The following is a 23,201-nucleotide window of genomic DNA, read 5'->3' on the forward strand; positions in this document are numbered from 1 at the left end:
CGCGATAAACATCATAACAACCGTGCCGCGCCCTTGAACCGAGCCTCGTGGAAACCCTGCCATCCCAACTGCGACGGCCATCTGCGGCCGCTCTCCGGGGTATCGAAAAAATCGATACTGCTGCATACAAAAATAGAACTTTTTTGACGCAACCCGCGCGGCTAACCTGCGTTCAACACGGTTTCGGCATGCGCGACGACGCACGCGAACCGGAGAACCTGGAGGAGCACACCGTATGAGGAAGCACAGCGTCGACCTGAACTCCGACATGGGAGAGGGCTTCGGCCCGTGGACGATCGGCGACGGCGTCGACGAGCAGATCATGCCGCTCATCAGCTCGGCGAACATCGCCACCGGTTTTCACGCCGGCGACCCGAACATCATGGCGCGCACGGTGCAGCTCGCGCGCGACGCCGGCGTCGGCATCGGCGCGCATCCGGGCTTTCGCGATCTCGTCGGCTTCGGCCGCCGCACGATCGCCGAAACGCCGCAGGCGCTCGTCAACGACATCCTGTACCAGCTCGGCGCGCTGCGCGAGTTCGCGCGCCTGAACGGCGTCAGCCTGCAGCACGTGAAGCCGCACGGCGCGCTCTACATGCACGCAGCGGCCAACGAGGCGTTCTCGCGGCTGCTGATCGAAACGCTGCAACGTGTCGACCCGGGCCTGTGGCTGTACTGCATGGAAGCGTCGGTCACCTACCGCGTCGCCGTCGAATACGGGCAGCCGGTGATCCGCGAGTTCTATGCGGATCGCGACTACGACCGCAGCGGCTCGATCGTGTTTACGCGCCGCGTCGGCCGCCTCGACCCGCGCCAGGTCGCCGACAAGGTGCTGCGCGCGTGCATCGACGGCAAGGTGCGCACGATCGACGGCGACGACATCGACATCGATTTCGACTCGGTCTGCATCCACAGCGACACACCGGGCGCGCTCGACCTCGTGCGCGACACGCGTCACGCGCTGATCCGCGAAGGCATCCGGACCGCCGGGCCGCAACCGCTCGCCGCCCATCACTGACTCAAGGAGACACACGATGGCATTGCACGAAATCGTCAGCCCGCTGCCGGGCACCTTCTACCGGCGTCCGTCGCCCGATGCGGACTATTACGTCGCGGTCGACGCGACGGTCGCCGCCGGCGCGGTGGTCGGCCTCGTCGAGGTGATGAAGCAATTCACCGAGATCGAAGCCGATGCGGCAGGGCGCGTGGTCGAGCTGCTCGTCGAGGACGGCGAGCCGGTCGACGCGGGCCAGGTGCTGATGCGGATCGAGGGGTGACGCGATGAAACCGGAAACTTCCCCCGACGCGTTCTATCGCCCGTCGCGAATCCGGACCGTGCTGGTCGCGAACCGCGGCGAGATCGCGGTGCGCGTGATCCGCGCCGCGCGCGAACTGGGCATGCGCGCGGTCGCCGTGGTCAGCGACGCGGACCGCGACAGCCTCGCCGCGCGCATGGCCGATGAAGCCATCCACATCGGCTCGTCGCACGCGGCGAAAAGCTACCTGAATCCCGCCGCGATCCTCGGCGCCGCGCAGCAGTGCGGCGCGGACGCGATCCATCCCGGCTACGGCTTCCTGTCGGAAAACGCCGCATTCGCCGCGCAGGTCGAGGCGGCCGGCCTGATCTTCGTCGGCCCGGACTCGCAGGTGATCGCCACGATGGGCGACAAGGCCCGCGCCCGCGAAACCGCGCGGCGCGCCAACGTGCCGACCGTGCCCGGCAGCGACGGTGTCGTGCAGTCGCTCGACGAGGCGCGGGACGTCGCCGCGCGCATCGGCTATCCGATCATGATCAAGGCGGCCGCCGGCGGCGGCGGGCGCGGCATCCGCGTCGCGCACGACGCCGCGCAGCTCGACGCCGAGCTGCCGCTCGCGCAGCGCGAGGCGCAGGCGGCGTTCGGCGACGGCGGCGTGTACCTCGAACGCTTCATCGCGCGGGCACGCCACATCGAGGTGCAGGTGCTCGGCGACGGCCGCCACGTCGTCCACCTGTTCGAACGCGAATGCTCGCTGCAGCGGCGCCGCCAGAAAATCCTCGAGGAAGCGCCGTCGCCTTCGCTCACGCCCGCGCAGCGCGACGCGCTGTGCGCGTCGGCCACGCGACTCGCGCAAGCGGTCGGCTATCGCAGCGCGGGCACGCTCGAATACCTGTTCGACGACGCGCGCGGCGAGTTCTACTTCATCGAGATGAACACGCGCATCCAGGTCGAGCATCCGGTGACCGAGGCGATCACCGGTATCGATCTCGTGCGCGAGACGCTGCGCATCGCCGACGGCGAGCCGCTGCGCTTCGCGCAGCACGACATCACGATGCGCGGCGCGGCGCTCGAATGCCGGATCAACGCGGAAGATCCATTGCAGGATTTCCGCCCGAACCCCGGCCGGATCGACGAACTGGTGTGGCCGACCGGCCCCGGCGTGCGCGTCGATTCGTTGCTCTATCCGGGCTACGTCGTGCCGCCGTTCTACGATTCGCTGCTCGCGAAGCTGATCGTGCACGACGAGAGCCGCGCGGCCGCGCTGCGGCGCCTGGCTCGCGCGCTCGGCGAGCTGCACGTCGGCGGCCTGAAGACGACCGCGCCGCTGCACGTCGCGCTGCTCGCAGACGACGACGTGCGCGCCGGGCGCTATCACACGAATTTCCTCGAGGCGTGGATGCCGCGATGGCGCGAAGCCGCCACCGCCGCCGCTCAGCAACACGCAGCCGACAATGCAGACGCCGTGCGCGTCGGGGAGGCGATGTGACGACCCGTTATACGTTCGGCGGCGACGAGTTCGTGTTCGTCGAAATCAGCGAATCGATGTCGCTCGACGCGTTCTTCAAGGGCACGGCGATCACGCGCGAACTGCAGCGCCGCGCGGTGCCCGGCATCACCGAGATCTGCCCGGCGAATGCGTCCTACCAGGTGCGCTACGACCCGGACGTGATCGAGCCCGATGCGCTCGTCGCGCTGTTGAAGACGATCGAGGCCGAAGTCGGCGACGCGCCGCTCGAACTCGACACGCGCATCGTCGAGGTGCCGGTGCTCTACAACGATCCGTGGACGCACGAGACGCTGATGCGGTTTCGCGAGCGTCACCAGGACCCGTCATCGACCGATCTCGAATACGCGGCACGCATCAACGGCAAGCGCGACGTCGACGCATTCATCGCTGCGCACTCGGGCTCGCCGTGGTTCGTGTCGATGGTCGGCTTCGTCGCCGGCCTGCCGTTCATGTACCAGATGGTCGAGCGCGAACGCCAGCTCGAAGTGCCGAAGTACCTGCGGCCGCGCACCGACACGCCGAAGCTGACGGTCGGTCACGGCGGCTGTTTCGGCTGCATCTACTCGGTGCGCGGCGCGGGCGGCTACCAGATGTTCGGCGTGACGCCGGCGCCGATCTTCGACCCCGAGCAGCGGCTCGACTACCTGCGCGAGTTCATGGTGTTCTTCCGGCCCGGCGACATCGTGAAATTCCAGCCGATCGATCGCGACGCGTACGACGCGGCAGTGGCGGCCGTCGAGGCCGGCACCTTCTCGCTGCGCGTGCGCCCGGTGAAATTCTCGCTCGACGCATTCCTGCGCGATCCCGATGCGTATAACCGCTCTCTCGTCGAGGTGCTGCATGCAAACTGACGCGCACAACCTGATCGAAGTCGTGAAACCCGGCCTCGCGACGTCGGTCCAGGACATGGGCCGGCAAGGCTACTACCACGTCGGCATTCCGCCGTCGGGCTCGCTCGACCAGTACGCATCGCGTGCGGCGAACCTGCTGGTCGGCAACCCCGAGGAAGCCGCCGTGCTCGAATGCACGCTGCTCGGCCCCGAGCTGATGTTCCATACGGATGCGCTGATCGCCGTCACCGGCGCCGAGATGACGCCGAAGATCGACGGCATCGGGCAGCGCTGCAACGTCGCGCTGCGAATCCGCGCGGGCAGCGTGCTGTCGTTCCATTACGTGAAGGCCGGGGCGCGCGCGTATCTCGCCGTCGCGGGCGGCATCGACGTGCCGGTCGTGCTCGGCAGCCGCTCGACCTATACGCTCGGCGCGATCGGCGGCCACGCGGGCCGGCGCCTGCAGAAAGGCGACCGGCTGCCGATCGGTGCCCCCGCCGGCACGCACCGCGAAGGACGCGAGCTGCCGGCGGCCGTGAGCCGGCCGCTCGACAACCCGGTCGAGCTGCGCGTGCTGACGGGCCTGTACCACCACCGGCTCACCGACGAATCGGCGCGCACCTTCTTCGACGACGAATGGACGGTCGCGCCCGAAGCCGACCGCATCGGCTACCGCTACAAGAACGGCCGCGCGCTGCAGTTCCGGCCGCGCGAGCAGCCATTCGGCGCAGGCGCCGATCCGTCCAACATCGTCGATGCGTGCTACCCGATCGGCTCGATCCAGGTGCCGGCCGGGCTCGAACCGATCATCCTGCACCGCGACGCGGTGTCGGGCGGCGGCTACGCGACGATCGGCACGGTCATCAGCGCCGACATGGACCTGATCGGCCAGATGCAGCCCAACCACCGCGCGCGCTTCGTGCGCGTGACGATGGCCGACGCGCTCGCCGCGCGCCGCGAGTACCAGCGGCGCCTCGCGCTGCTGCGCGCCGTGCTGCGGGACTGAGCTCCGGGCGCCCGGCGCGCGTGCCGGGCGCCTGACGCCGTCTCGTTCCTGTTCCGCTGTCGTTTCCCGACCGCGCGGCCGTGCGCCGCGCGGCGGGGACGCTTGCGCGCTGTTTCCGTTCCTGCCGAACCGGTTGCCCGCCCGACGTCGGGGCAACCCTGCGGATCGCATGTGCCGCGGCCGAGACGTCGTTCGCAGTTTCCGCTCATCAAGGAGCACGATCATGGCCAACCTGGCTCAGGCTCGCCCCGACGAGGATCTCGACCTGTCGACGCTCGCCGTTCCCGACCACGCGCGCATGCCGCCCTTTTCGCTGACGATGGCGTGGTGGGCCGTGTGCAGCGCGGTGTTCTACATCGTCGTGGGCGCCACGCTCGCGCTCACCTATGGCGCGCGCAACGCGCTGATCGGAATGGCGCTGTCGGTCGTGTCGTACGGCCTCGTCAACACGATCATCAGCCGCTATGCGATCCGCACGGGACTCTCGGTCGCGCTGTTCTCGCGCGTGCTGTTCGGCAGCGCGGGTGCGGCGCTCGCGACGCTGATCTTCTTCGCGACGGCGATCTACTACGCGGTGTTCGAGGGTTCGGTGATCGCGGTCGCCGCGCATCACCAGTTTCCCGGGCTCGATTACAAATGGGCCGCGCTGATCGTCGTCTGCTACAGCGTGCCGCTCGTGTTCGGCAGCGTGCAGCACTGGCTCGACAAGTTCAACGGCGTGCTGCTGCCGTTCTACCTGCTCGGGCTGCTCGCGGCGGTCGGGCTCGCGACGGCCGAATACGGCTACCACGCGGCCTGGCTCGATTTCGGGCCGACGGGCGCCGTGCCGGCCGGCGGCTGGTGGCACTGCTTCGTCTACTACATGGGCGTGTGGGTGCTGATGATGTTCACGTTCGACTACGCGCGCTTCGGCCGCAAGGAAGACGCGGGTTATCACGGCCGCTTCAACTTCGGGATGCCGTTCTACCTCGTCACGTTTCTCGTCAACGGCGCGGCCGGCATCTATCTCGTCAGCACGATTCCGGGACTCGGTACGCTCTCCGAAGTATCCGTGGTGCTCGCGCTGCTGAAGCTGATGGGCGTATGGGGATTGCTGTTCGTGTGGGTCACGCAATCGCGGATCAACACCGCGAACTACTACCTCGCTACCGTCAACATGCAGGCGTTCTTCCTGAAGGTGGCCGGCCTGCGCGCGCCGAAATTCGTGTGGGCGCTCGTGGTGGGCGCGGTCGTCTATGCGCTGATGATGGCGGACATCTTCTCGCGGATCCTGCAGGCGCTCGCGTACCAGGGGATCTTCGTCGTCGCATGGGTCGGCGTCGCGCTCGCGCACATCCTGTCGGATCGCTACGGGAAACTGGTCGGCGACGACGTCGAATGCCGCGACGCGCATGTGCCGACCTTCAACCCGGGCGGACTGACCGCCTGGTTCGCCGGCGCATTCGTCGGGCTCGCGCTGAACCAGGCGACGGGGTTCGCCGCATCGCTGTCGGCGCCCGCGACGTTCGTCGTGTCGTGGGTGGTCTATCGCGCGCTGCTGGGCACGGCCAAGCGGACCTGGTTCGTACGCAATACGTGACGGGACGCCTGCGCGCCGCCGTGCGTCGCCAGATCGTCTGTACCGCGTTGCCCTGCGCGTAGCGGATCACGGTCTTCCCGCCCCGGCCGGCGCAGGCCGTCGAGGCCGTCGACCGCATACTCGCTGGCGCGCGGCTGCAGCATGCGCGCCAGCGCCTGCACCGGATAGACGCGTGCGCTGTCATCTGCGCCGTCCTGCGTGGCGGGTGACACGCCCGTCATGTGGCCCGCCCTTCCGGATGACGCACCGGTGTGTCGTATCGGCGCACACGGCCGCTGCCCGCGACCGTACACCGTGTGCATCACACGTGTGCCGCCGCGCCGTCGATCGCCGCGCGCACGCGCTCGACGAGTGATTGATCGACCGGCGCCAGCACCTCGCCGCGCGGCCGCACGCCCGAGCCGAAATGCACCGCGCGCACGCCGGTCGCGCGGACGAAATCGCCGACCGCGTCGACCGTGAGCCCCGAGCCGGCCAGCACCGTGCAGGTCGAGCCTGCCGCCTGCCGCGCGAGCCGCGTGATCGTCGCGACCGCGTCGAGCACCGATGGATGGCCGCCCGACGTCAGCACCGACGTGACGGCCGGCACGCGCAGCAGCGCGTCGAACGCGGCATTGAGGTCGCGCGACACGTCGAACGCGCGGTGGAAAGTCAGTGCGCGGCCGTCCGCCGCGGCCGCGATGCGGGCCAGTGCGCCGAGATCGACGTCGCCGCGTGCGTCGAGCGCGCCGAACACGACGCCGTTCGCACCGGCCGCGACGGCTGCACGCACGTCGCGTTCGATCACGCGGAGATCGTCGGCGTCATAGACGAACGACCGGCTGTGCGGTCGCACGATCACGTTGACCGGAATCGGCACGGCGGCCACGACGGCTTCGATCAGGCCGACGCTCGGCGTCAGCCCGCCCTCGGTGATCGCGGTCACGAGTTCGAGGCGGTCGGCGCCCGCGCGGGCGGCGGCCTTCGCATCGCCGACGGTCGTGGCGATCACTTCGAGAAGAACGGAGGAGGCGGCGTTTCGGTTCATGGGCGGCCCGCGAATCGTCAGGACAATTCGCGCATCCTAGCCGAGCCGCGTGACGGACGCCAGCGTGCCGGCCACCACGTACTTCAGCGGCGTATTTCAGCCGGGTACGTCAGCCGCGCCGCATGAGCCAGACGCCGACGAGCGCGGACAACGCCGTCACGCCGGTGCCGGGCACGAAGCGGAACATGCGCGCGTTGAAGTACGCGCCCTGCTGCTGCATCACGTCGACGATCGCCGGTGTGAGCACGAGCGTCCCCCAGCCCACCATCCCGAGCGCGGTGGTCGCGGCCGCGACGAGCAGCACGATGCCCGCGCCGCGCGCACGCGGCCGGAATGCGCCGGCAAACGCGCCCGCAGCGAGCAGCACGGCCGATACCGCGAACAGCACGGCGACGAATAGGACGGTCGCGCCCGCGTGGCCGACTTTCATGAACGCCGCCATCTGGGCGGCGATCACGCAGAAGCCGGCGATCGAGAACGGCACGATCGCCAGCGCGTTACGCACGACGCTCACGCGACGGCCTGTCGGAAATACGCGGTCGCGGGGCGCCGGAACAGCAGGTAGACGAACAGCGCGAACAGCAGGACGCCAGGAATCAGCACCGCATACATCGACGCCGGCATGTTGACGAACGAGAACGCAATGCCGATCACGAACGTCACGATGTAGGCCTTGCGCGACCACTCGCGGCCTTTCAGGATCGCGATGCCGATCACGACGTTCACGGCTTCCAGGATCACGCTGATGCCGAGCGTCGCCCAGACGGGCAGCAGGTAGTGCGACAGCAGCGCCTGGGCGGTCGGCATGCCGATCGAGAACGGCGTATAGACGCACGTGATCGCGTTGGTCACGATGATGATCCACGCGAGAATGGTCAGCGAAATCGGTCTTTTCATTGTGTTTTCCTTGTTATTCGCCGCCATGGTGGCCCCCGGGACGGCGCGCGCGGTCACGATCGCCGCGGTCGAGCCATTGTCGGGGAAGCGCGGGGCGAACGCAACGGCGGGCCCGCTCCGCTCGCCTCGCCCGCCACCGCCGCCCGCGATGCGCGCGGCGCTAGCCGCCGTCCGCTTCGTCGTCGCGCCAGTCGATATCGCCGCACAGCACGCGCTGCGCGTCGCCGATGCGCACGGCCACCGACAGCGTCACGCACGGCTGCGCCTCGTTGATCGACAGGTACGGCCGCGTGACCTGCACGCGCCCCGGCTCGGCGATCGCCGAGCGGAAATACGGCCGACGCAGCCAGTTCGCGCCCTGCGCGTCCGCCAGCGGCGAGAAGCGCGCCTCGGCGAGCGCGCGGTCGGCGCGCAGCACGACGTTGCGGCCCGACTGTCGGCCGTGCGCGTCGAGCAGGAAGCAGCGCGCGGCCGCGTCGAGCGCGAGGAAGTTCCAGCACACCTCGTCGAGCGGCTCGCCGGCCGCGAGACGCTCGGCCGCACGTTCGAACGCGCGCAGGTACGGCGCGAGCCGCTGCGCATCGCGCCGTTCGCGCGCGTCGGTCTGCTGCCGGAAGCGCTCGGTCAGCTCGCCGATGCAGCCCGTCGCGGCCGCGCTGTCCGGCAGCCCCGGCGCCGGCCGGCCGAAGTAGTAGCCCTGCACGAAATCGGCCTCGCACGACAGCGCGATCTGCGCCTCGTGCTCGGTCTCGATGCCCTCGACGAGCACCAGCTTGCCGGCCTCGTGCAGCAGCGTCACGAGCCCGTGCAGGATCGCGGTGAGCCCCGTGCGATGCGCCGCGTGCGACAGCATGATCCGGTCGAGCTTCACGATGTCCGGGTTCAGTTGCCAGATCCGCTCGAGGTTCGAGTGGCCCGCGCCGAAATCGTCGAGCGCGATCAGGAAGCCGTGCGTGCGGAATTCGCGCACGGCTTCGGCAAGCCGCTCGACGTCTTCCGCGCGCTGCTCGAGCACTTCGAGCACGACGCGGCGCGGCGGCATGCCGAGCCGCTTCAGGTTCGCGAGCAGCGCGGCCGCCTGGAACGGGTCGGTGAGCACGCCCGGATGCACGTTGAGGAACAGCCACTCGCGCTCGGCGCCGAGCAGCGCGAAGTTCTCGAGATGCAGCGCCTGCGCGAGCCGGTCGAGCTGCAGCAGCTCGCCCCGGCGCGCGGCTTCGCCGAACACGTCGAGCGGCGACACGGCGCGATCGAGCGCATCGTGCGCGCGCAGCAGCGCCTCGTAGCCCACCGCCCGCTGGTGCGACAGGCTGAAAATCGGCTGGAATACGGTCGTGAGCGTCATGTCGCGGTGCTGCGTCGCCAGACGTTCGAAGCCGGAACTCACCTCCCGCTCGAACCGGTACGGCGACGCGGCGGCCGGACGCTCCTGTTGCACGATCGTCATGCCTTCCTCCTGGTATTGCCTTCGAACGCGGCGCCCGACGAAGCGAGCGGCGCGTGCAATGTCATTGGTTGGACCCTCGGTTGCCCGGTCGACGCCGGACGGCTGCCGAACCTCAAGCAAGCTCCGTGCAAGGCGCCGACCGCCCGTGCGCCGCATGGCTCGCGCCGGGTTGCCGCACCATCCCGGCGCAGGTCACGCGCACCGTTTTCGTGCACGCGCACCGGCCGCTCGAGCGCAGCCGTCACGCCAGCACGCTACACTCCGTACGATCGTTTCATTCCCCGTATTCGCCGTATCGATGGAAATCGTCTTCACCGTCCTGATCCTGCTGCTGACCGTCGCGCTATCCGGCGCCGTCACACGCCTCCTGCCGTTCCAACTGCCGTTGCCGCTGATGCAGATCGCGTTCGGCGCAATGCTCGCGTGGCCGAAGCTGAACCTGCACGTCACGTTCGATCCCGAAATCTTCATGCTGCTGTTCATTCCGCCGCTGCTGTTCGCGGACGGCTGGCGGATTCCGAAGCGCGAGCTGTACCTGCAGCGCCGCGCGATCCTGATGCTCGCATTCGGGCTCGTGTTCATGACGGTACTCGCAGTGGGCTACTTCGCGCACTGGCTGATACCCGAGTTGCCGCTGCCGATCGCGTTCGCGCTCGCGGCCGTGCTGTCGCCGACCGACGCGGTCGCGCTGTCCGGCATCGCCGGAAAGGGCCGGATCCCGCCGCAACTGATGCACATCCTCGAAGGCGAAGCGCTGATGAACGACGCGTCGGGCCTCGTCGCACTGAAATTCGCGATCGCGGCCGCGCTGACGGGCATGTTCTCGCTGCGCGACGCATCGGTCACGTTCGTGATCGTCGCGGCCGGCGGCCTTGCGACGGGCGCGATCGTGTCGTGGGCGTTCAGCGCGCTGTCGACGCGCTTCCTGAACGCCGAGCAGGAAGGCGATCCGGCCCCCGGCATCGTGATGACGCTGCTCGTACCGTTCGCGGCCTACCTGTTCGCCGAGCACCTCGACCTGTCGGGCGTGCTGGCGGCCGTGTCGGCCGGGATGATGATGAACTACACGAGCTTCTCACGTAAAAGCACCGTCGCGTCGCGCGTGCGTGCCGAAAGCACGTGGGCGATGATCGAGTTCGTGTTCAACGGCATGGTGTTCATCATGCTCGGGCTGCAGCTGCCGCACATCATCGGCCGCACGCTCGTCGACGCGCACCACACGAGCGACGCGCTCGTCGGCCGGATGATCTTCAACGTCTGCGCGATGATGCTCGCGCTGTATGCGATCCGCTTCCTGTGGGTCTGGCTGCTGCGCTGGTTCGCGAGCCGTCGCGCCGCCCGCCACGGCCTCGCGGGCACGATGGCCGGCGTGCGCACGATCGCGGTGATGACGGTCGGCGGCGTGCGCGGCGCGGTCACGCTCGCCGGCGTGCTGTCGATTCCGGTCGCGCTGTCCGACGGCGTGCCGCTGCCGGGCCGCGACACGGCGATCTTCGTCGCGTCGGCCGTGATCCTCGGCTCGCTCGTCGTCGCGGTGGTCGGCCTGCCGCTGCTGCTGCGCGGCGTGCGTTCGTCGCGCAGCCCGCTCGGCGACGAGGAACGCGCCGCGCGCGCGGCCGCCGCGCAGGCGGCGATCCGCGCGATCGACTCGTCGCACGACGCGATCTCAGTCGATCTCGACGAATCGGGCGCCGCACGCTGCGCGGATATCTCCGCACGCGTGATGGACCAGTACCGCCGCCGCCTCGCGACGCTCGCCGAGGACGGCCCCACGCCGCGCGCGGAAGCGAAGCAGGCCGAAACGATGGAACTGCAGATGCGGATCGCGGCCGTGCGCGCGGAACGCTCCGCGCTGTACCGGCTGCGCAGCGAGAGCAAGATTTCCGACGAGACGCTGACGAAGCTGCTCCGCGAGATCGACCTGTCGGAAACCGCGCTGTCGACGCGCAAGAAAGGCATTCTCTAAAGGGCCGGCCGCTGCCGGTACGCAGCCGCCGCGGCCCAAGAAAAAACGGCGACGCACATGCGTCGCCGTTTTCACATCCGCCCGCGTTCGCGCTACTTCGCGACGACGACCGGAATCCCCTTCAGCATCCCCGCGCCCTTCATCTCGTCGAGCGCGTGCTGCACGGCCGCGCTCGTCGCCGCTTCGATGCCGAGCTGCAATGCGAGCTCGCGCTCCGCGCGCTTCACGCCGGCAAGATTGCGCACCTTCACGTGACCGAAGCCGCGCACGCGGGCGTGGAGGTCGGCCAGCTGCGTGACCTGCGCCGTATTGCCGGCCGTCATCGCGGCGAGCGCACGCGTGAGCGTCGTCTCGTAGTCGTCGGCGAGCGCACGCTCCATCTTGCGCTCGACCGTGCGGCCGAACGGATCGAGCCACGTGCCGCGCAGGCTGCGCACGCGCGCCAGCATGCCGAACACCGGCCACATCCACTGGCCGAACACGCGCTTCTTCGGTGCGCTGCCGTCGCGGCCGGCCTTCGCGACCGTCGGCGGCGCCAGGTTGAACTTCACGCGATAGGCCTGCCCCGGCACGCCTTCGAACTGCGCTTCGAGCGCCGTGCGGAACGCGTCGTCCGTGTACAGCCGCGCGACCTCGTATTCGTCCTTCACCGCGAGCAGCCGGTGGAACGTCGTCGCGACCGCGCGCGTCAGCGCGTCGTCGCCCTTCGCACGCGCCGCACTCACGAGCGCACGGTAGCGCTCGACATAGCGTGCGCCGCCGTAAGCATCGAGACGCGCTTCGCGATCGGCGATCAGCTCGGCGAGCGTCTCCGGCGCGGCGTGCGCGGCCACCGTGTGACGCGCATTCCACAACGCATCGAGGCTCGCCGCGTCGCCGGCCGCCATCCGGCCGATCGAGAATGCGAGCTTGTTCATCGGCACCGCGACGTTGTTCAGCTCGATCGCGCGCATCAGCGCCGCGAGCGACACCGGCACGAGGCCGAGCTGCCATGCATAGCCGAGCATCAGGATGTTCGCGCCGATCGAGTCGCCGAGGAACTTCGCGGCGAGCGCCTGCGCGTCGCAGCTCGACAGGTAGCCGTCGCCGGCCGCGTGGCGCATTTTCTCGAGCAGCGCATCCGCATGCAGGTTCGCGTCGGGGTTCTGCACGAACGACGCGTTCGGGATTTTGTGCGTGTTGACGACGATCCGCGTACGCTCGTGGCGCACCGTCTGCAGCGCCTCGGCGCTCGCGCCGACGACCATGTCGCACGCGAGCAGCACGTCCGCCTGCTGCGTGTCGATGCGCACCTGGTTCAGCCACCGGTCGCTCGATGCGATCCGCACGAACGACAGCACCGAGCCGCCCTTCTGCGCGAAGCCCATGAAGTCGAGCACCGACGCGCTCTTGCCTTCGAGATGCGCGGCCATGCTGATCAGCGCGCCGACCGTCACGACGCCCGTGCCGCCGACGCCCGTCACGAGCATGTCGAACGGTGCCGCGTCGAGATGGGTCGCCGGCACCGGCAGCGCGTCGACCCGCACGGCGAGCGCGGCTTCGTCGAATGCGGCACCCGCGGCCTTCTTCAGCGCGGCGCCTTCGACCGTCACGAAGCTCGGGCAGAAGCCGTTCACGCACGAGTAGTCCTTGTTGCACGACGACTGGTCGATGCGACGCTTGCGGCCGAGCGGCGTCTCCAGCGGCTCGACCGACAGGCAGTTCGACTGCACGCCGCAATCGCCGCAGCCTTCGCACACCGCGTCGTTGATGAACAGGCGCTTGTCCGGGTCGGGGAATTCGCCCTTCTTGCGGCGGCGCCGCTTCTCGGCCGCGCAGGTCTGGTCGTAGATCAGCACGGTGACGCCCGGCGTCTCGCGCAGCTCGCGCTGCACGGAGTCGAGTTCGCTTCGGTGATGGAACGTCGTGCCCGTCGGGAACTGGCCGTGATGACCGTCGTACTTCTCCGGCTCGTCGGACACGACGACGAAGCGCGACACGCCTTCCGCCTCGACCTGCCGCGCGATCTGCGGCACCGAGATGCTGCCGTCGACCGGCTGGCCGCCCGTCATCGCGACCGCGTCGTTGTAGAGGATCTTGTACGTGATGTTCGCTTTCGCGGCCACGGCCTGGCGGATCGCGAGGATGCCCGAGTGGAAGTAGGTGCCGTCGCCGAGGTTCTGGAACACGTGCTTCGTGTTGGTGAACATCGCGTGCGCGGCCCAGTCGACGCCCTCGCCGCCCATCTGGATCAGCCCCGTCGTGTCGCGCTCCATCCACGACGCCATGAAGTGGCAGCCGATGCCGGCCTGCGCGATCGAGCCTTCCGGCACCTTCGTCGACGTGTTGTGCGGGCAGCCCGAGCAGAAATACGGCGTGCGCTTCACCGCGTCCGCCTCGTTCGACAGGATCTGCGGCGCGACGAGATCGACCACGCGTTCGCGACGGTCGAGCGCCGGCTTGTGGCGCGCGAGCCAGTCGGCGAACACCGGCAGGATGCGCGACGGGCGCAGCTCGCCAAGCTCGGACAGCAGACAGGCGCCGGCGGCGTCGTGCTTGCCGAGCACGCGCGGGCGCGCGCCTTCCGTGCGGTTGTACAGGTAGTCCTTGATCTGCTGCTCGATGACGGGGCCCTTCTCCTCGATCACGAGCACTTCGGCCAGGCCGTCGACGAAGGTTTCGACGCGCGTCATCTCGAGCGGATACGACAGGCCGACCTTGTAGATCCGCACGCCGGCCGCGTCGAGATCGGCCACCGTCAGGTCGAGGCGGCGCAGCGCTTCCATCAGGTCGAGGTGCGCCTTGCCGCAGGTCACGATGCCGACGTTCGCCTGCGCGCTCGGCGCGATCCACTTGTCGATGCTGTTGGTGCGCGCGAAATGGCGCACCGCGTCGAGCTTCGCCGCGAGGCGCGCCTCGATCGTGAGGCTCGGCAGGTCGGGCCAGCGGTTGTGCAGGCCGCCCGCCGGCGGCGTGAAGCCTTCCGGCGCGGGCCACTGCGTCTGCAGCGCGTCGAGGTCGACGGTCGAGCCGGATTCGACCGTTTCCGAGATCGCCTTGAAACCGACCCACGCGCCCGAGTAGCGCGACAGCGCCCAGCCGTACAGGCCGAATTCGAGCATGTCGGCGATGTTCGCCGGGTTCACGACCGGCATGTGCCACGCGATCATCGCGAAGTCGCTCTGGTGCGGCATCGACGACGACACGCAGCCGTGGTCGTCGCCCGCGACGACGAGCACGCCGCCATGCGGCGACGAGCCGTACGCGTTGCCGTGCTTCAGCGCGTCGCCGGCGCGATCGACGCCCGGGCCCTTGCCGTACCACATCGCATACACGCCCTCGACCGTGCGCTCGGGATCGGCCTCGACCCGCTGCGTGCCGAGCACGGCCGTGCCGCCGAGTTCCTCGTTGATCGCGGGCAGGAAGCGCACGCCGCCGGCGTCGAGCAGCTTCTTCGCCTTCCACAGCTGCTGGTCGACCATGCCGAGCGGCGAGCCGCGATAGCCGCTGACGAAGCCGGCCGTGTTGAGCCCCTGTTCGGCGTCGACCGTGCGCTGCATCAGCAGCAGGCGAACCAGCGCCTGCGTGCCGGTCAGGAAGATCCGGCCGCGCGTCGCGGTCAGGTTGTCGGTCAGGCGGTAGTCGGACAGGGCAGGCGTGCCGTCGACGGGCAGGCGGGCAGTCATGGGGGGATGTCTCCGGATTGTGCTGTTCTGGGCTGCTCGGCAGGGCGTCGGGCGACGCGGGACTGGCGGCAGCGAATAGCTCTATTTTTTCGTGCGCAGCCGAGAATGTTTTTTCTCATCTTGCTCGAGTGGACCCTTCGTGAGAAAAACTGCGCAGCTTTTTGCCGGGATTTGAGAGAGTTTTCGCGCACGGCGGTCGGCGGGATGGGCGACGCGTCGGGGCGGGCGGGTTGTTTGCCGGGAAACGCGTGGCTGCCCGACGGCGGCTCCGGGTAGGGGGCGGGTGGCGCTCGCGCCCCGTCTGACAAGGGTTTCGGCACCTCTCGGCGGTGACCCTCACCATTGAAATGCACAGGGTTGCGATTGGTTGGCGACGCTGGATGTCCACAACGCCGCGTCCCTCGGCCGGCCGGGCTCGCGCGCTCACCGTTCGATTGCACAGCGTTTCGAGTGGCTTGGTGGCCGGGATGTCCACATCGTTGGCGGCATGAATTCGGCGCTTGCCTCGAGGCTCACCATTGAAATTCACAGCGCGGCGAGTGGGTTTCGGCTGCGGATATCCACATCGGCGAAGGTATGTTGCGTCGATCGGCGGCTCGCCTTCAACGTTCGAATGCTCAGGGTCGTGAGTGAGTTTGTGGACTGGAATGGCGTGCAGAAACACGCATGCCGGGCAATTGCAGACTCGCGCTCATGATGGGAGTACGTTGGGTCGCGAGCGGGTTTATCAGCCGGAAAGGCATGCCGGAACCCGCATGCCGCACAATCGCGGTCGGGCACTCATCGTGGAAATACACTGGATCGCGAGCCGGCTTATTGGCCGGACAGGCGTGCCGAATCCCGCATGCTGCACAATCGCGAACGCGCACTCAACGTGGAAGTACTTTGGGTCGCGAGCGGGTTTATCAGCCGGAAAGGCACGCTGAAACACGCATGCTGCGCAATCACGGGCCTGTGCTCACCGTGGAAACGCCCTGGGTCGCGAGCCGGACGATCCGCCGGACGGGCGCCCAGGTACACGCATGCCGCACAATCGCGGACTCACACTCGCCGTGGAAATACACCGGATCGCGCGTGGGTTTGTCGGCCGGAAAGGCACGCTGGAACCCGCATGCTGCGCAATCGCGGATTCACACACTCCGCAGAAGTACACACTGCGGCACGAGCAGGTTTATCGGCCGGACATGTACGCCACAACGCGCATGCGGCACAATCGCGGGCTCGCGCTCACCGTTGAAATACACAGGGCTTCGAGTGTCTGCAACAGCGGTTATCCCCGCCCGATCCGGCATTACCGACCATCCTCGCGGGCACCCTCACCGTTGAAAACCACAGCGCGTCGAGTGGTCCGCGACGCAGGATATCCACATGCATGCGCATCCGCCGATGCGATGACGGATGCACGCGGCGAAAGGTTCGACCGGCCGGAAATCCCTGCGGGACAAGGCTCGCCGGCCGATCGAGTACTGCCACTCACCGTTGAAATGCACAGTGTCGCGAGTCGTTTCGGTGATCGGATATCCACACGGGGGCTCGCGTTGGCCCCGCTCGCACGCTCGCGTCCGAACCGGACATGCACGCCACTTCGGACGGAACCGCTGGCGGAACGATCGCATCTTGCCGCGCCGACCACCGCTCGCGTATTCGCGCTCGCCGCTGCATTGCGCAGTGCTTCGAGTCGTTTGCGAACGCGGCAAGGCGCAGCGAAATCTGCACGTTGCAGACCACGCACCCGCACTCGCCGTTAAAATGCACGGCCTTCCGGGTGACAGCCGGAACCGGATCTCCACGTCGCGGCACGCACGCGGTTCCGCCAAGCATGCGCGCGTTCGGCTAGAATGCGCGACGCCTCGCACCGCGCAAAGACCGGTAAACCGCGCCAGGAAAGGCGCATCGCCCGATCGGACGCCGCCCCTCACCGTTGAATTCCACAGCATTTCGCGTCGTTTCGCGGACGAGTTGTCCACACCCCGCTTCATTCATTCCGTATCATCCGGTGACCCTCACCTGTGAAATGCACAGGGCGCCGAGTCGTTTCGGTGTGAGGATATCCACAACCGATCTCGCGGTGCGACTTTCGTCCGACCGTCGACCGGAACGGCCCGCGCATCCGCCGACGGCTATCGGGCATTTACCGGAAAGCTCCATCCAGACTGCCTCGGCGGCGCGCTCACCGTTCAAATACACAGTGTTTCGAGTCGCCTCGGGAGTGGGTTATCCACATCCGCCCATCCCGGCTGCCTCGAACGGGCACGCGCCCTCAAGCCGCATTACTCGGCAATCGACCGGATGACCGCTGCCGGATTACCGCCGACCAGCACATTCGGCGGAACATCCCGTGTGACGACGGCCCCGGCAGCCACCACCGAGTTCTCCCCGACCGTCACACCGCCGATGATCGTCGCGCCGGCGCCGATCCAGACGTTCCGTTCGATCACGATCGGCTTCGCGACGACGAAGTCGCGCCGCCGCGAAGGTTCGACGGGATGGCCGGACGTGATGAGGCTGACGTTCGGCCCGATCATCACGTCATCGCCGATCTCGAGCCCGCCGAGATCGTAGAACGTGCAGTTCTGGTTGATGAACACATTGCGCCCGAGCTTCATGCCGGTGCCGCCTGTCGCATGGAACGGCGGGATCAACACGAAGCCGTCGTCCACCTGCGTGCCGATCAGTTCTCCGAATAATGTACGAACTTCGGCAACATCGTCGAACGTCAGGCGATTGATCCGCGCGGCGATCGACATCGCCCGCTTGACCTCGGCCACCATCGCCGCCGATTCCGGCGTTCTTCTCGCAATGATCGTGGTGCGATCGTCGTTTGCCATGCGTGAGTTGTCTCCCATGATTTCCCTGTTTCGCAATGCATCGGCGCTTGCGGAGCAATGCCCGTGTTGGCGTGTGCACGGACGCTGCGGGCTCCGTGATGCCGTGTGCAGGATGCCGGCCTGCACCGGGCTCTTCCGTAAAATTTATAACTAGTTTAAAAATAACTAGTTATTTAAATACCTCCTTGCACCATAAGGCTTTGCCCGGTCTTTTGCCTGATTCACGCTCGACACACAACGCATCTGGCCATCACACGCAGCTAGCGCCCCTAGTCGGGCGCCCCTGTCCGAACCGCCGCTGCTCGGGTACGCTGGAGCATCCACCGGACCGACAGCTGCACCCCAACGCGGAGGCACGATGAAGCTCTACTACTGGCCGAAGACCCGGGCATTCCGGGCATTGTGGATGCTTGAAGAACTCGGCGTGGTGTACGAACTCGTGCCGATCGACCTGCGTTCGCACGAACAGGGCAGCGACGCGTTCGTGCAGGTCAACCCGATGGCCAAGCTGCCCGCGCTCGACGACGGCAGCATGCCGTTCGCCGAATCGGGCGCCGTGCTGCTCTATCTTGCCGACCGCTGCCCGGGCGCCGGGCTCGGCGTCGCGCCCGACGATCCGCTGCGCGGCCGTTTCCTCCAATGGATGTTCTTCACGCCGACCTGCCTCGAACCGGCGATGGCCGAAAAATTCACCGGCGCGTCGGGCAATCCGGTCGCGTTCGGCTGGGGCAACATCACGCGCGTGCAGCGCGCACTCGCGCAAGCGCTCGCCCATGCTCCGTGGCTCGTCGGCGACCGCTTCACCGCAGCCGACCTGCTGCTCGCCAGCACGCTGAAGATCGCGTTCGACGCGCATCTGCTGCCGCACGAAGGCGTGCTCGGCGACTACGTCGCGCGCGCCGAGGATCGCGACGCATTCCGCCGCGCGGTCGCGATCGAACAGCGCGAAGCGGCGCGCCTGCTGCATGCGTGACGTGTCGATGTGCAGCGCGTGGGCGGCGCTACCCGCCGCCCGCGAGCATGCCTACGTGGCAGGGCCCGACGTCGCGGCACCGGCATTGACCACCGCGCCCGGCGAGCCGCGCTCGTCGGTATCGGCGTCGACCGGCACCACCTCATGAAAATGCGTGTAGTCGATGTGCGTGATGCCGTCTTCGTCGTGCATCAGGTCGACATAGCGGTGACGCCAGCGGATCTCGTCATGCTCCCAGGAATGACGCGCCTGCATCACCTGTGCGGTCGTCTCGTCCGAGCCTTCGATCGTGATCAGCAACGACGCGTCGCGCGCGGCGAGCGACTCGGGTGTCTCGCCGAACAGCGCGCTCGATTCGTCGATCACGTGCATCAGGTTCCAGCCGAGCAGGAAGATCGGATGCTCGCTGCGCACAAGCGCCAGGTCGTGGATCTTGCGCAGCGTATAGCCCTCGTGCGTGCCTTCGACGCGCATCAGCCTCAGTTTCGCCTGCGCCTCGGCAATCACGTTCTGGCGCGCATTCGCGGCGCGCACCATCAGCGTCATCCTGCCGTTCAACGGCCGGACGATCGCGTAGCGTGCGAACAGGATCTTCGCCTGCGGCCGCGAAAACCGCGCGAACACGAGCCCGGTGGCCATCGCAATGCCCGACATCCCGACGAAGATCTCGAACGTCGCGACCAGGTGCGCATAGACGGTCCGCGGATGCATGTCGCCGTAGCCGACGGTCGCAAGGGTCTCGACGCTGAAGAAGAACGCGCCACCGAAGCCGGCCGGCGACTGGTTCGCGATCGGCGCATGGCCAAGCAGGTAGAGCGTCGCAAAGGCGCCGTTGAGCAGCAGGAACAGCACGGCGAGCGACAGAAAGAATACGGGCCAGCTCACCGTCAGCGCGCGGTGATAGAGGTCGCGCCAGCCGAGCGGCGGCATCCCGTACGCGATCACCGGGCGAGTGCCCGACCAGAGCTTGCGGCCACGGCCGCGGGAGGCTGGGGAGGACGAATCGACGTTCATCGCGCGGTGCCGAAAGCTGGGAGGCGATGAGCGTAGCACGCGCGGCGGCGGTCGGGTATGCGTGCCGGTTCGGAATGGAAATCCGTCGCGCTACCGGCCGCGCGGCGCAAAAAAAGCCGGCCGCGGAAGCGGCCGGCTGCGTCGTCGGCGTGTGGGCGAGCGCGCGGCGCTCACCTGCGGTCGACGCTCACTTGCGGTCGACGATCACCTGGTCGAACGTTCCGCCGTCCGCGAAGTGCGTCTTCTGCGCGTTCGCCCAGCTGCCGAAGACCTGCTCGACGCTGAACGTCTTCAACGACTTGAATTCGGCCGCATGCTTCTTCAGCACGTTCGCGTCGCGCGGGCGCAGATGGTGTTGCGCGATGATTTCCTGCGCTTCCGGCGTGTACAGGTAGTCGAGATACGCCTGCGCGACCTTGCGCGTGCCCTTCTTGTCGACGACCTTGTCGACGACGGCGACGGGCGGCTCCGCGAGAATGCTCGCCGACGGATACACCGCGTCGAACTGCGCGCCCGATGCGCCGGTGTCCATCAGCGCGACTTCGTTCTCGAACGTGACCAGCACGTCGCCGATGCCGCGCTGCGTGAACGTGGTCGTCGCGCCGCGGCCGCCGGAGTCGAGCACCGGCACGTTGCGGAAGATCGCCTTCTCGAAGTCGATCGCCTGCTGGTCGGTCGCGCCCTTCTGCTTCTGGAAGCCCCACGCGGCAAGATACGCATAGCGGCCGTTGCCCGACGTCTTCGGGTTCGCGATGATCACCTGGACACCCGGCTTCGCGAGATCGCTCCAGTCCTTGATCGCCTTCGGGTTGCCCTTGCGCACCAGGAACACCATCGTGGTCGAGTACGGCGAGCTGTTGTCCGGGAAACGCGCGCGCCAATCCTTCGGCAGCAGCTGGCCGCGCTCGGCGAGCAGGTCGATGTCGTTCGGCTGGTTCATCGTCACGACGTCGGCCTGCAGCCCTTGCAGCACCGACAGCGCCTGCGCGCTCGACGCGCCGTGCGACTGCTTGATCGCGACCGTCTCGCCGGTCTTCTGCTTGTAGGCAGCGGCGAAACCCGCGTTGATGTCCTTGTACAGTTCGCGCGTCACGTCGTACGACACGTTCAGGATCGACGTATCCGCGTGCGCGGCCGTTGCCGCCACGACCAGCGCCGCCGCCGCGCCCGTGTGCAGCCAGCGGCCGATCCCCTTCATGCTTGCCATCGTGATATGCCCCGTTTCCAGTGGTGGTGAATGTGCGTGACGGCACGCGTACGCGCTGTCATCGAAACGTAAGCGGGCATTCTAGCGGCCGGGCGCGGCGCCCTTTCCAATCAGTCGTGGAAAGCAAATCTCGAATCCTGCTAAACGATGGCGTGCCCTCGCGCGCGGATCGGATCCGATGTTAAGATCGCCGCTCAGCCCATTTTCCCGGTTCCTCCATGTCCGCTGCCCTGCGCTCGCTTCCGATCCTTGCCGCCGTCGCGGCAGGTGCGCGCGCAGCCGGGCTGAAACTGAAAAAACGACTCCTCGACTGACGGGGACGTCGCGTCCCGTCAGGCGAATGCCGGACGGGATGCCCGCAGGTCGTTTCTTTCTCCTTGCTCGCACGCCTCGCTCCGGCTCTTCGCTGGCGGAACGGTTCCTTCCCACTCCGTTTCCATCCTGAGGCTTTGCATGAACACACGTTTCGAAGGTATCTGGCTGCCGATCATCACGCCGTTCCACCACGGCGAAGTCGACCATGCCGCGCTCGCGCGACTCGCGCGCCACTATGCAGCCGCGGGCCTCGCGGGCTTCGTCGCGGGCGCGACGACCGGTGAAGGCGTGCTGCTCGACGCACGCGAACAGGACGCCGTATTCGCGACGCTGCGCGACTCGGCGCCGGGGCTGCCGATCGTCGTCGGGCTGACCGCGAGCGCGACGCATTTCGCGGCGGCCCGTGCGCGCGAACTCGCGGCGCTGCAACCCGACGGGCTGCTCGTCACGCCGCCCGTCTACGTGCGGCCGACGCAGGACGGCATCCGACGCCACGTCGAAGCGATCGTCGACGCGGCCGACCTGCCGGTGCTCGTCTACAACATCCCGTACCGCACCGGCGTGAACGTCGAACTGGACACGCTGCAGGCGCTCGCGCGCGACCCGCGCGTCGCCGGCATCAAGGAATGCGGCGGCACGCTTGACCGGATGAGCCGGCTCGTGCACGACACGCCGCTCGCGATCCTGTCCGGCGACGACAACCAGAACTTCGCGGCGATGTGCACCGGTGCGCACGGCGCGATCGCGAGCAGCGCGCACGTGCTGCCCGAATGGCATGTGCGCATCCATACGCTGCTGCGCGACGGCCGGCTCGCCGATGCGCGGCGCCTGGCGGTCGCGCTGCAGCCGCTCGTCGCGGCGCTGTTCGCGGAGCCGAACCCGGCGCCGGTGAAGGCCGTGCTGGCCGCGCAAGGCTGGTGCGAGGACGGGTTGCGGCTGCCGTTCGTGCCGGCGAGTGAAGGGTTGAAGGAGCGGCTGGCGGCCATTTGTGCGGAACTGGACGAAATCGAGCCGGACGTCGCGGCAGCATGAACCGCGACGCCACATGACGTGCAGGCGACCGATGGATTTCGCCCCGACAGATTGCTTCAAACTGTCAGAACGAGAGACAGGTCGTACCGCGCGAGACAGGCATCGGCCGTCACGAGCTGAAGCGGCTCGTGACGGGCCTGCGCGACCAGCAAGCGATCGAATGGATCACGATGGTGGTGCGGCAGATCCCGGACCGCGGCACCATGCACGGCCCGAACGGGTAGCTCGCGAATCCCGCTCGCGCCGATCGCACGAATCAGCTTGTCGACGTCGATGTCGAGCTTCCCCAGGCCGGCCTTGATGGCGGCCTCCCAGATACTCGCGCTGCTGACGAAACGTACGTCGGCGGCCGAGATCAGTCGGCGCGCCCTTGCGCTCAGCCTGGGGTCATTGGTCACGATCCACAAAAAGATGTGCGTATCGAGCAACAGCCGCATCAGCGCCCTTCGAAGGCATCCAGCAGGTAATCAGGCAGCGGGGCATCGAAATCGTCCGCGATCCACGCCTGCCCTTGCAGGACACCGAACCGAACAGGCGGATCGCCGGGCACGAGTCGATCAGTTGACGTTCCGTCACCGCGGATCGTGGCATCTGCCCTTTGGGCCGGATCGACCGCATTGGTACCGGGCGTATTCGCGTTTTGCATGAT

Annotated in this window: 19 protein-coding genes; 9 read left to right on the top strand and 10 right to left on the bottom strand. The window is 67.8% G+C overall.

Features of this window, described 5'->3' with window-relative positions:
- Positions 1 to 235: 235 nt before the first annotated feature.
- From CFB41_RS15640 to CFB41_RS15665, 6 genes are all read left to right on the top strand, one after another.
- Positions 236 to 1,018, top strand: a complete 783-nt coding sequence (locus tag CFB41_RS15640; protein ID WP_089441145.1) for a 5-oxoprolinase subunit PxpA — start codon at positions 236 to 238, stop codon at positions 1,016 to 1,018.
- A 16-nt stretch (positions 1,019 to 1,034) separates the two neighbouring features.
- On the top strand, positions 1,035 to 1,277 hold the full coding sequence (locus tag CFB41_RS15645) for an acetyl-CoA carboxylase (protein ID WP_089457021.1): 243 nt from the start codon (positions 1,035 to 1,037) through the stop codon (positions 1,275 to 1,277).
- A gap of 4 nt (positions 1,278 to 1,281) precedes the next feature.
- Positions 1,282 to 2,745, top strand: a complete 1,464-nt coding sequence (locus tag CFB41_RS15650) for an acetyl-CoA carboxylase biotin carboxylase subunit (RefSeq protein WP_089457022.1) — start codon at positions 1,282 to 1,284, stop codon at positions 2,743 to 2,745.
- Complete coding sequence (locus CFB41_RS15655; protein WP_069249007.1) at positions 2,742 to 3,617, top strand: allophanate hydrolase subunit 1; 876 nt, start codon at positions 2,742 to 2,744, stop codon at positions 3,615 to 3,617. Before CFB41_RS15650 ends, CFB41_RS15655 begins: the two co-directional genes overlap by 4 nt.
- Positions 3,607 to 4,602: a biotin-dependent carboxyltransferase family protein gene (locus CFB41_RS15660; protein ID WP_089457023.1), complete on the top strand. Its 996-nt coding sequence runs from the start codon at positions 3,607 to 3,609 to the stop codon at positions 4,600 to 4,602. The genes CFB41_RS15655 and CFB41_RS15660 overlap by 11 nt, the downstream gene beginning before the upstream one ends.
- A gap of 223 nt (positions 4,603 to 4,825) precedes the next feature.
- On the top strand, positions 4,826 to 6,181 hold the full coding sequence (locus CFB41_RS15665; protein ID WP_089441150.1) for a cytosine permease: 1,356 nt from the start codon (positions 4,826 to 4,828) through the stop codon (positions 6,179 to 6,181).
- A gap of 301 nt (positions 6,182 to 6,482) precedes the next feature.
- Here CFB41_RS15665 and CFB41_RS15670 read toward each other — a convergent pair whose 3' ends face one another.
- The 4 genes from CFB41_RS15670 to CFB41_RS15685 form a co-directional block, all read right to left on the bottom strand.
- Positions 6,483 to 7,208 (bottom strand): copper homeostasis protein CutC, encoded by a 726-nt coding sequence (locus tag CFB41_RS15670; RefSeq protein WP_089431779.1) that lies wholly within the window; start codon positions 7,206 to 7,208, stop codon positions 6,483 to 6,485.
- A gap of 109 nt (positions 7,209 to 7,317) precedes the next feature.
- On the bottom strand, positions 7,318 to 7,722 hold the full coding sequence (locus CFB41_RS15675; RefSeq protein ID WP_089457024.1) for a hypothetical protein: 405 nt from the start codon (positions 7,720 to 7,722) through the stop codon (positions 7,318 to 7,320).
- On the bottom strand, positions 7,719 to 8,105 hold the full coding sequence (locus CFB41_RS15680) for a hypothetical protein (RefSeq protein WP_089441152.1): 387 nt from the start codon (positions 8,103 to 8,105) through the stop codon (positions 7,719 to 7,721). Before CFB41_RS15680 ends, CFB41_RS15675 begins: the two co-directional genes overlap by 4 nt.
- Before the next feature lie 160 nt (positions 8,106 to 8,265).
- On the bottom strand, positions 8,266 to 9,552 hold the full coding sequence (locus CFB41_RS15685; protein WP_089457025.1) for an EAL domain-containing protein: 1,287 nt from the start codon (positions 9,550 to 9,552) through the stop codon (positions 8,266 to 8,268).
- A gap of 298 nt (positions 9,553 to 9,850) precedes the next feature.
- Between CFB41_RS15685 and CFB41_RS15690 the strand changes: the two genes are divergently transcribed.
- A complete protein-coding gene (locus tag CFB41_RS15690) occupies positions 9,851 to 11,518 on the top strand; it encodes a Na+/H+ antiporter (RefSeq protein WP_089441153.1) in 1,668 nt (555 codons plus the stop codon).
- A 92-nt stretch (positions 11,519 to 11,610) separates the two neighbouring features.
- Here CFB41_RS15690 and CFB41_RS15695 read toward each other — a convergent pair whose 3' ends face one another.
- Together CFB41_RS15695 and CFB41_RS15700 are read right to left on the bottom strand one after the other, a co-directional pair.
- A complete protein-coding gene (locus tag CFB41_RS15695) occupies positions 11,611 to 15,183 on the bottom strand; it encodes an indolepyruvate ferredoxin oxidoreductase family protein (RefSeq protein ID WP_089457026.1) in 3,573 nt (1,190 codons plus the stop codon).
- A 2,270-nt stretch (positions 15,184 to 17,453) separates the two neighbouring features.
- The gene (locus tag CFB41_RS15700; RefSeq protein ID WP_089457027.1) at positions 17,454 to 18,011 is read right to left on the bottom strand and encodes a sugar O-acetyltransferase; all 558 of its coding nucleotides are present in this window, start codon (positions 18,009 to 18,011) and stop codon (positions 17,454 to 17,456) included.
- Between the two features lie 358 nt (positions 18,012 to 18,369).
- Here CFB41_RS15700 and CFB41_RS15705 point away from each other — a divergent pair, with 358 nt between their 5' ends.
- A complete protein-coding gene (locus CFB41_RS15705) occupies positions 18,370 to 18,984 on the top strand; it encodes a glutathione S-transferase family protein (RefSeq protein ID WP_089457028.1) in 615 nt (204 codons plus the stop codon).
- Positions 18,985 to 19,035: 51 nt separating this feature from the next.
- Here the strand turns inward: CFB41_RS15705 and CFB41_RS15710 are convergent, their stop codons facing one another.
- Both CFB41_RS15710 and CFB41_RS15715 read right to left on the bottom strand, forming a co-directional pair.
- Positions 19,036 to 19,998 (bottom strand): ion channel, encoded by a 963-nt coding sequence (locus CFB41_RS15710; RefSeq protein WP_089457029.1) that lies wholly within the window; start codon positions 19,996 to 19,998, stop codon positions 19,036 to 19,038.
- Between the two features lie 187 nt (positions 19,999 to 20,185).
- Entirely contained in the window at positions 20,186 to 21,205 is a 1,020-nt protein-coding gene (locus CFB41_RS15715) for a sulfate ABC transporter substrate-binding protein (RefSeq protein ID WP_069249019.1), read from the bottom strand.
- A gap of 453 nt (positions 21,206 to 21,658) precedes the next feature.
- Here CFB41_RS15715 and dapA point away from each other — a divergent pair, with 453 nt between their 5' ends.
- Entirely contained in the window at positions 21,659 to 22,552 is an 894-nt protein-coding gene (gene dapA, locus CFB41_RS15725; protein ID WP_089457030.1) for a 4-hydroxy-tetrahydrodipicolinate synthase, read from the top strand.
- Between the two features lie 56 nt (positions 22,553 to 22,608).
- Here dapA and CFB41_RS15730 read toward each other — a convergent pair whose 3' ends face one another.
- Positions 22,609 to 22,989, bottom strand: a complete 381-nt coding sequence (locus CFB41_RS15730; protein ID WP_089457031.1) for a type II toxin-antitoxin system VapC family toxin — start codon at positions 22,987 to 22,989, stop codon at positions 22,609 to 22,611.
- Positions 22,989 to 23,198, bottom strand: a complete 210-nt coding sequence (locus tag CFB41_RS15735; protein ID WP_089426463.1) for a hypothetical protein — start codon at positions 23,196 to 23,198, stop codon at positions 22,989 to 22,991. Before CFB41_RS15735 ends, CFB41_RS15730 begins: the two co-directional genes overlap by 1 nt.
- Positions 23,199 to 23,201: the final 3 nt, after the last annotated feature.

The organism is Burkholderia sp. AU33803, assembly GCF_002223095.1.
Classification (GTDB): Bacteria; Pseudomonadota; Gammaproteobacteria; order Burkholderiales; family Burkholderiaceae; genus Burkholderia.

Coding starts and splice junctions, on each gene's coding strand:
- CFB41_RS15640 (WP_089441145.1), top strand. CDS start 236: ATGAGGAAGCACAGCGTCGACCTGAACTCCGACATGGGAGAGGGCTTC.
- CFB41_RS15645 (WP_089457021.1), top strand. CDS start 1,035: ATGGCATTGCACGAAATCGTCAGCCCGCTGCCGGGCACCTTCTACCGG.
- CFB41_RS15650 (WP_089457022.1), top strand. CDS start 1,282: ATGAAACCGGAAACTTCCCCCGACGCGTTCTATCGCCCGTCGCGAATC.
- CFB41_RS15660 (WP_089457023.1), top strand. CDS start 3,607: ATGCAAACTGACGCGCACAACCTGATCGAAGTCGTGAAACCCGGCCTC.
- CFB41_RS15665 (WP_089441150.1), top strand. CDS start 4,826: ATGGCCAACCTGGCTCAGGCTCGCCCCGACGAGGATCTCGACCTGTCG.
- CFB41_RS15670 (WP_089431779.1), bottom strand. CDS start 7,208: ATGAACCGAAACGCCGCCTCCTCCGTTCTTCTCGAAGTGATCGCCACG.
- CFB41_RS15680 (WP_089441152.1), bottom strand. CDS start 8,105: ATGAAAAGACCGATTTCGCTGACCATTCTCGCGTGGATCATCATCGTG.
- CFB41_RS15685 (WP_089457025.1), bottom strand. CDS start 9,552: ATGACGATCGTGCAACAGGAGCGTCCGGCCGCCGCGTCGCCGTACCGG.
- CFB41_RS15690 (WP_089441153.1), top strand. CDS start 9,851: ATGGAAATCGTCTTCACCGTCCTGATCCTGCTGCTGACCGTCGCGCTA.
- CFB41_RS15695 (WP_089457026.1), bottom strand. CDS start 15,183: ATGACTGCCCGCCTGCCCGTCGACGGCACGCCTGCCCTGTCCGACTAC.
- CFB41_RS15700 (WP_089457027.1), bottom strand. CDS start 18,011: ATGGCAAACGACGATCGCACCACGATCATTGCGAGAAGAACGCCGGAA.
- CFB41_RS15705 (WP_089457028.1), top strand. CDS start 18,370: ATGAAGCTCTACTACTGGCCGAAGACCCGGGCATTCCGGGCATTGTGG.
- CFB41_RS15710 (WP_089457029.1), bottom strand. CDS start 19,998: ATGAACGTCGATTCGTCCTCCCCAGCCTCCCGCGGCCGTGGCCGCAAG.
- CFB41_RS15715 (WP_069249019.1), bottom strand. CDS start 21,205: ATGGCAAGCATGAAGGGGATCGGCCGCTGGCTGCACACGGGCGCGGCG.
- dapA (WP_089457030.1), top strand. CDS start 21,659: ATGAACACACGTTTCGAAGGTATCTGGCTGCCGATCATCACGCCGTTC.
- CFB41_RS15730 (WP_089457031.1), bottom strand. CDS start 22,989: ATGCGGCTGTTGCTCGATACGCACATCTTTTTGTGGATCGTGACCAAT.
- CFB41_RS15735 (WP_089426463.1), bottom strand. CDS start 23,198: ATGCAAAACGCGAATACGCCCGGTACCAATGCGGTCGATCCGGCCCAA.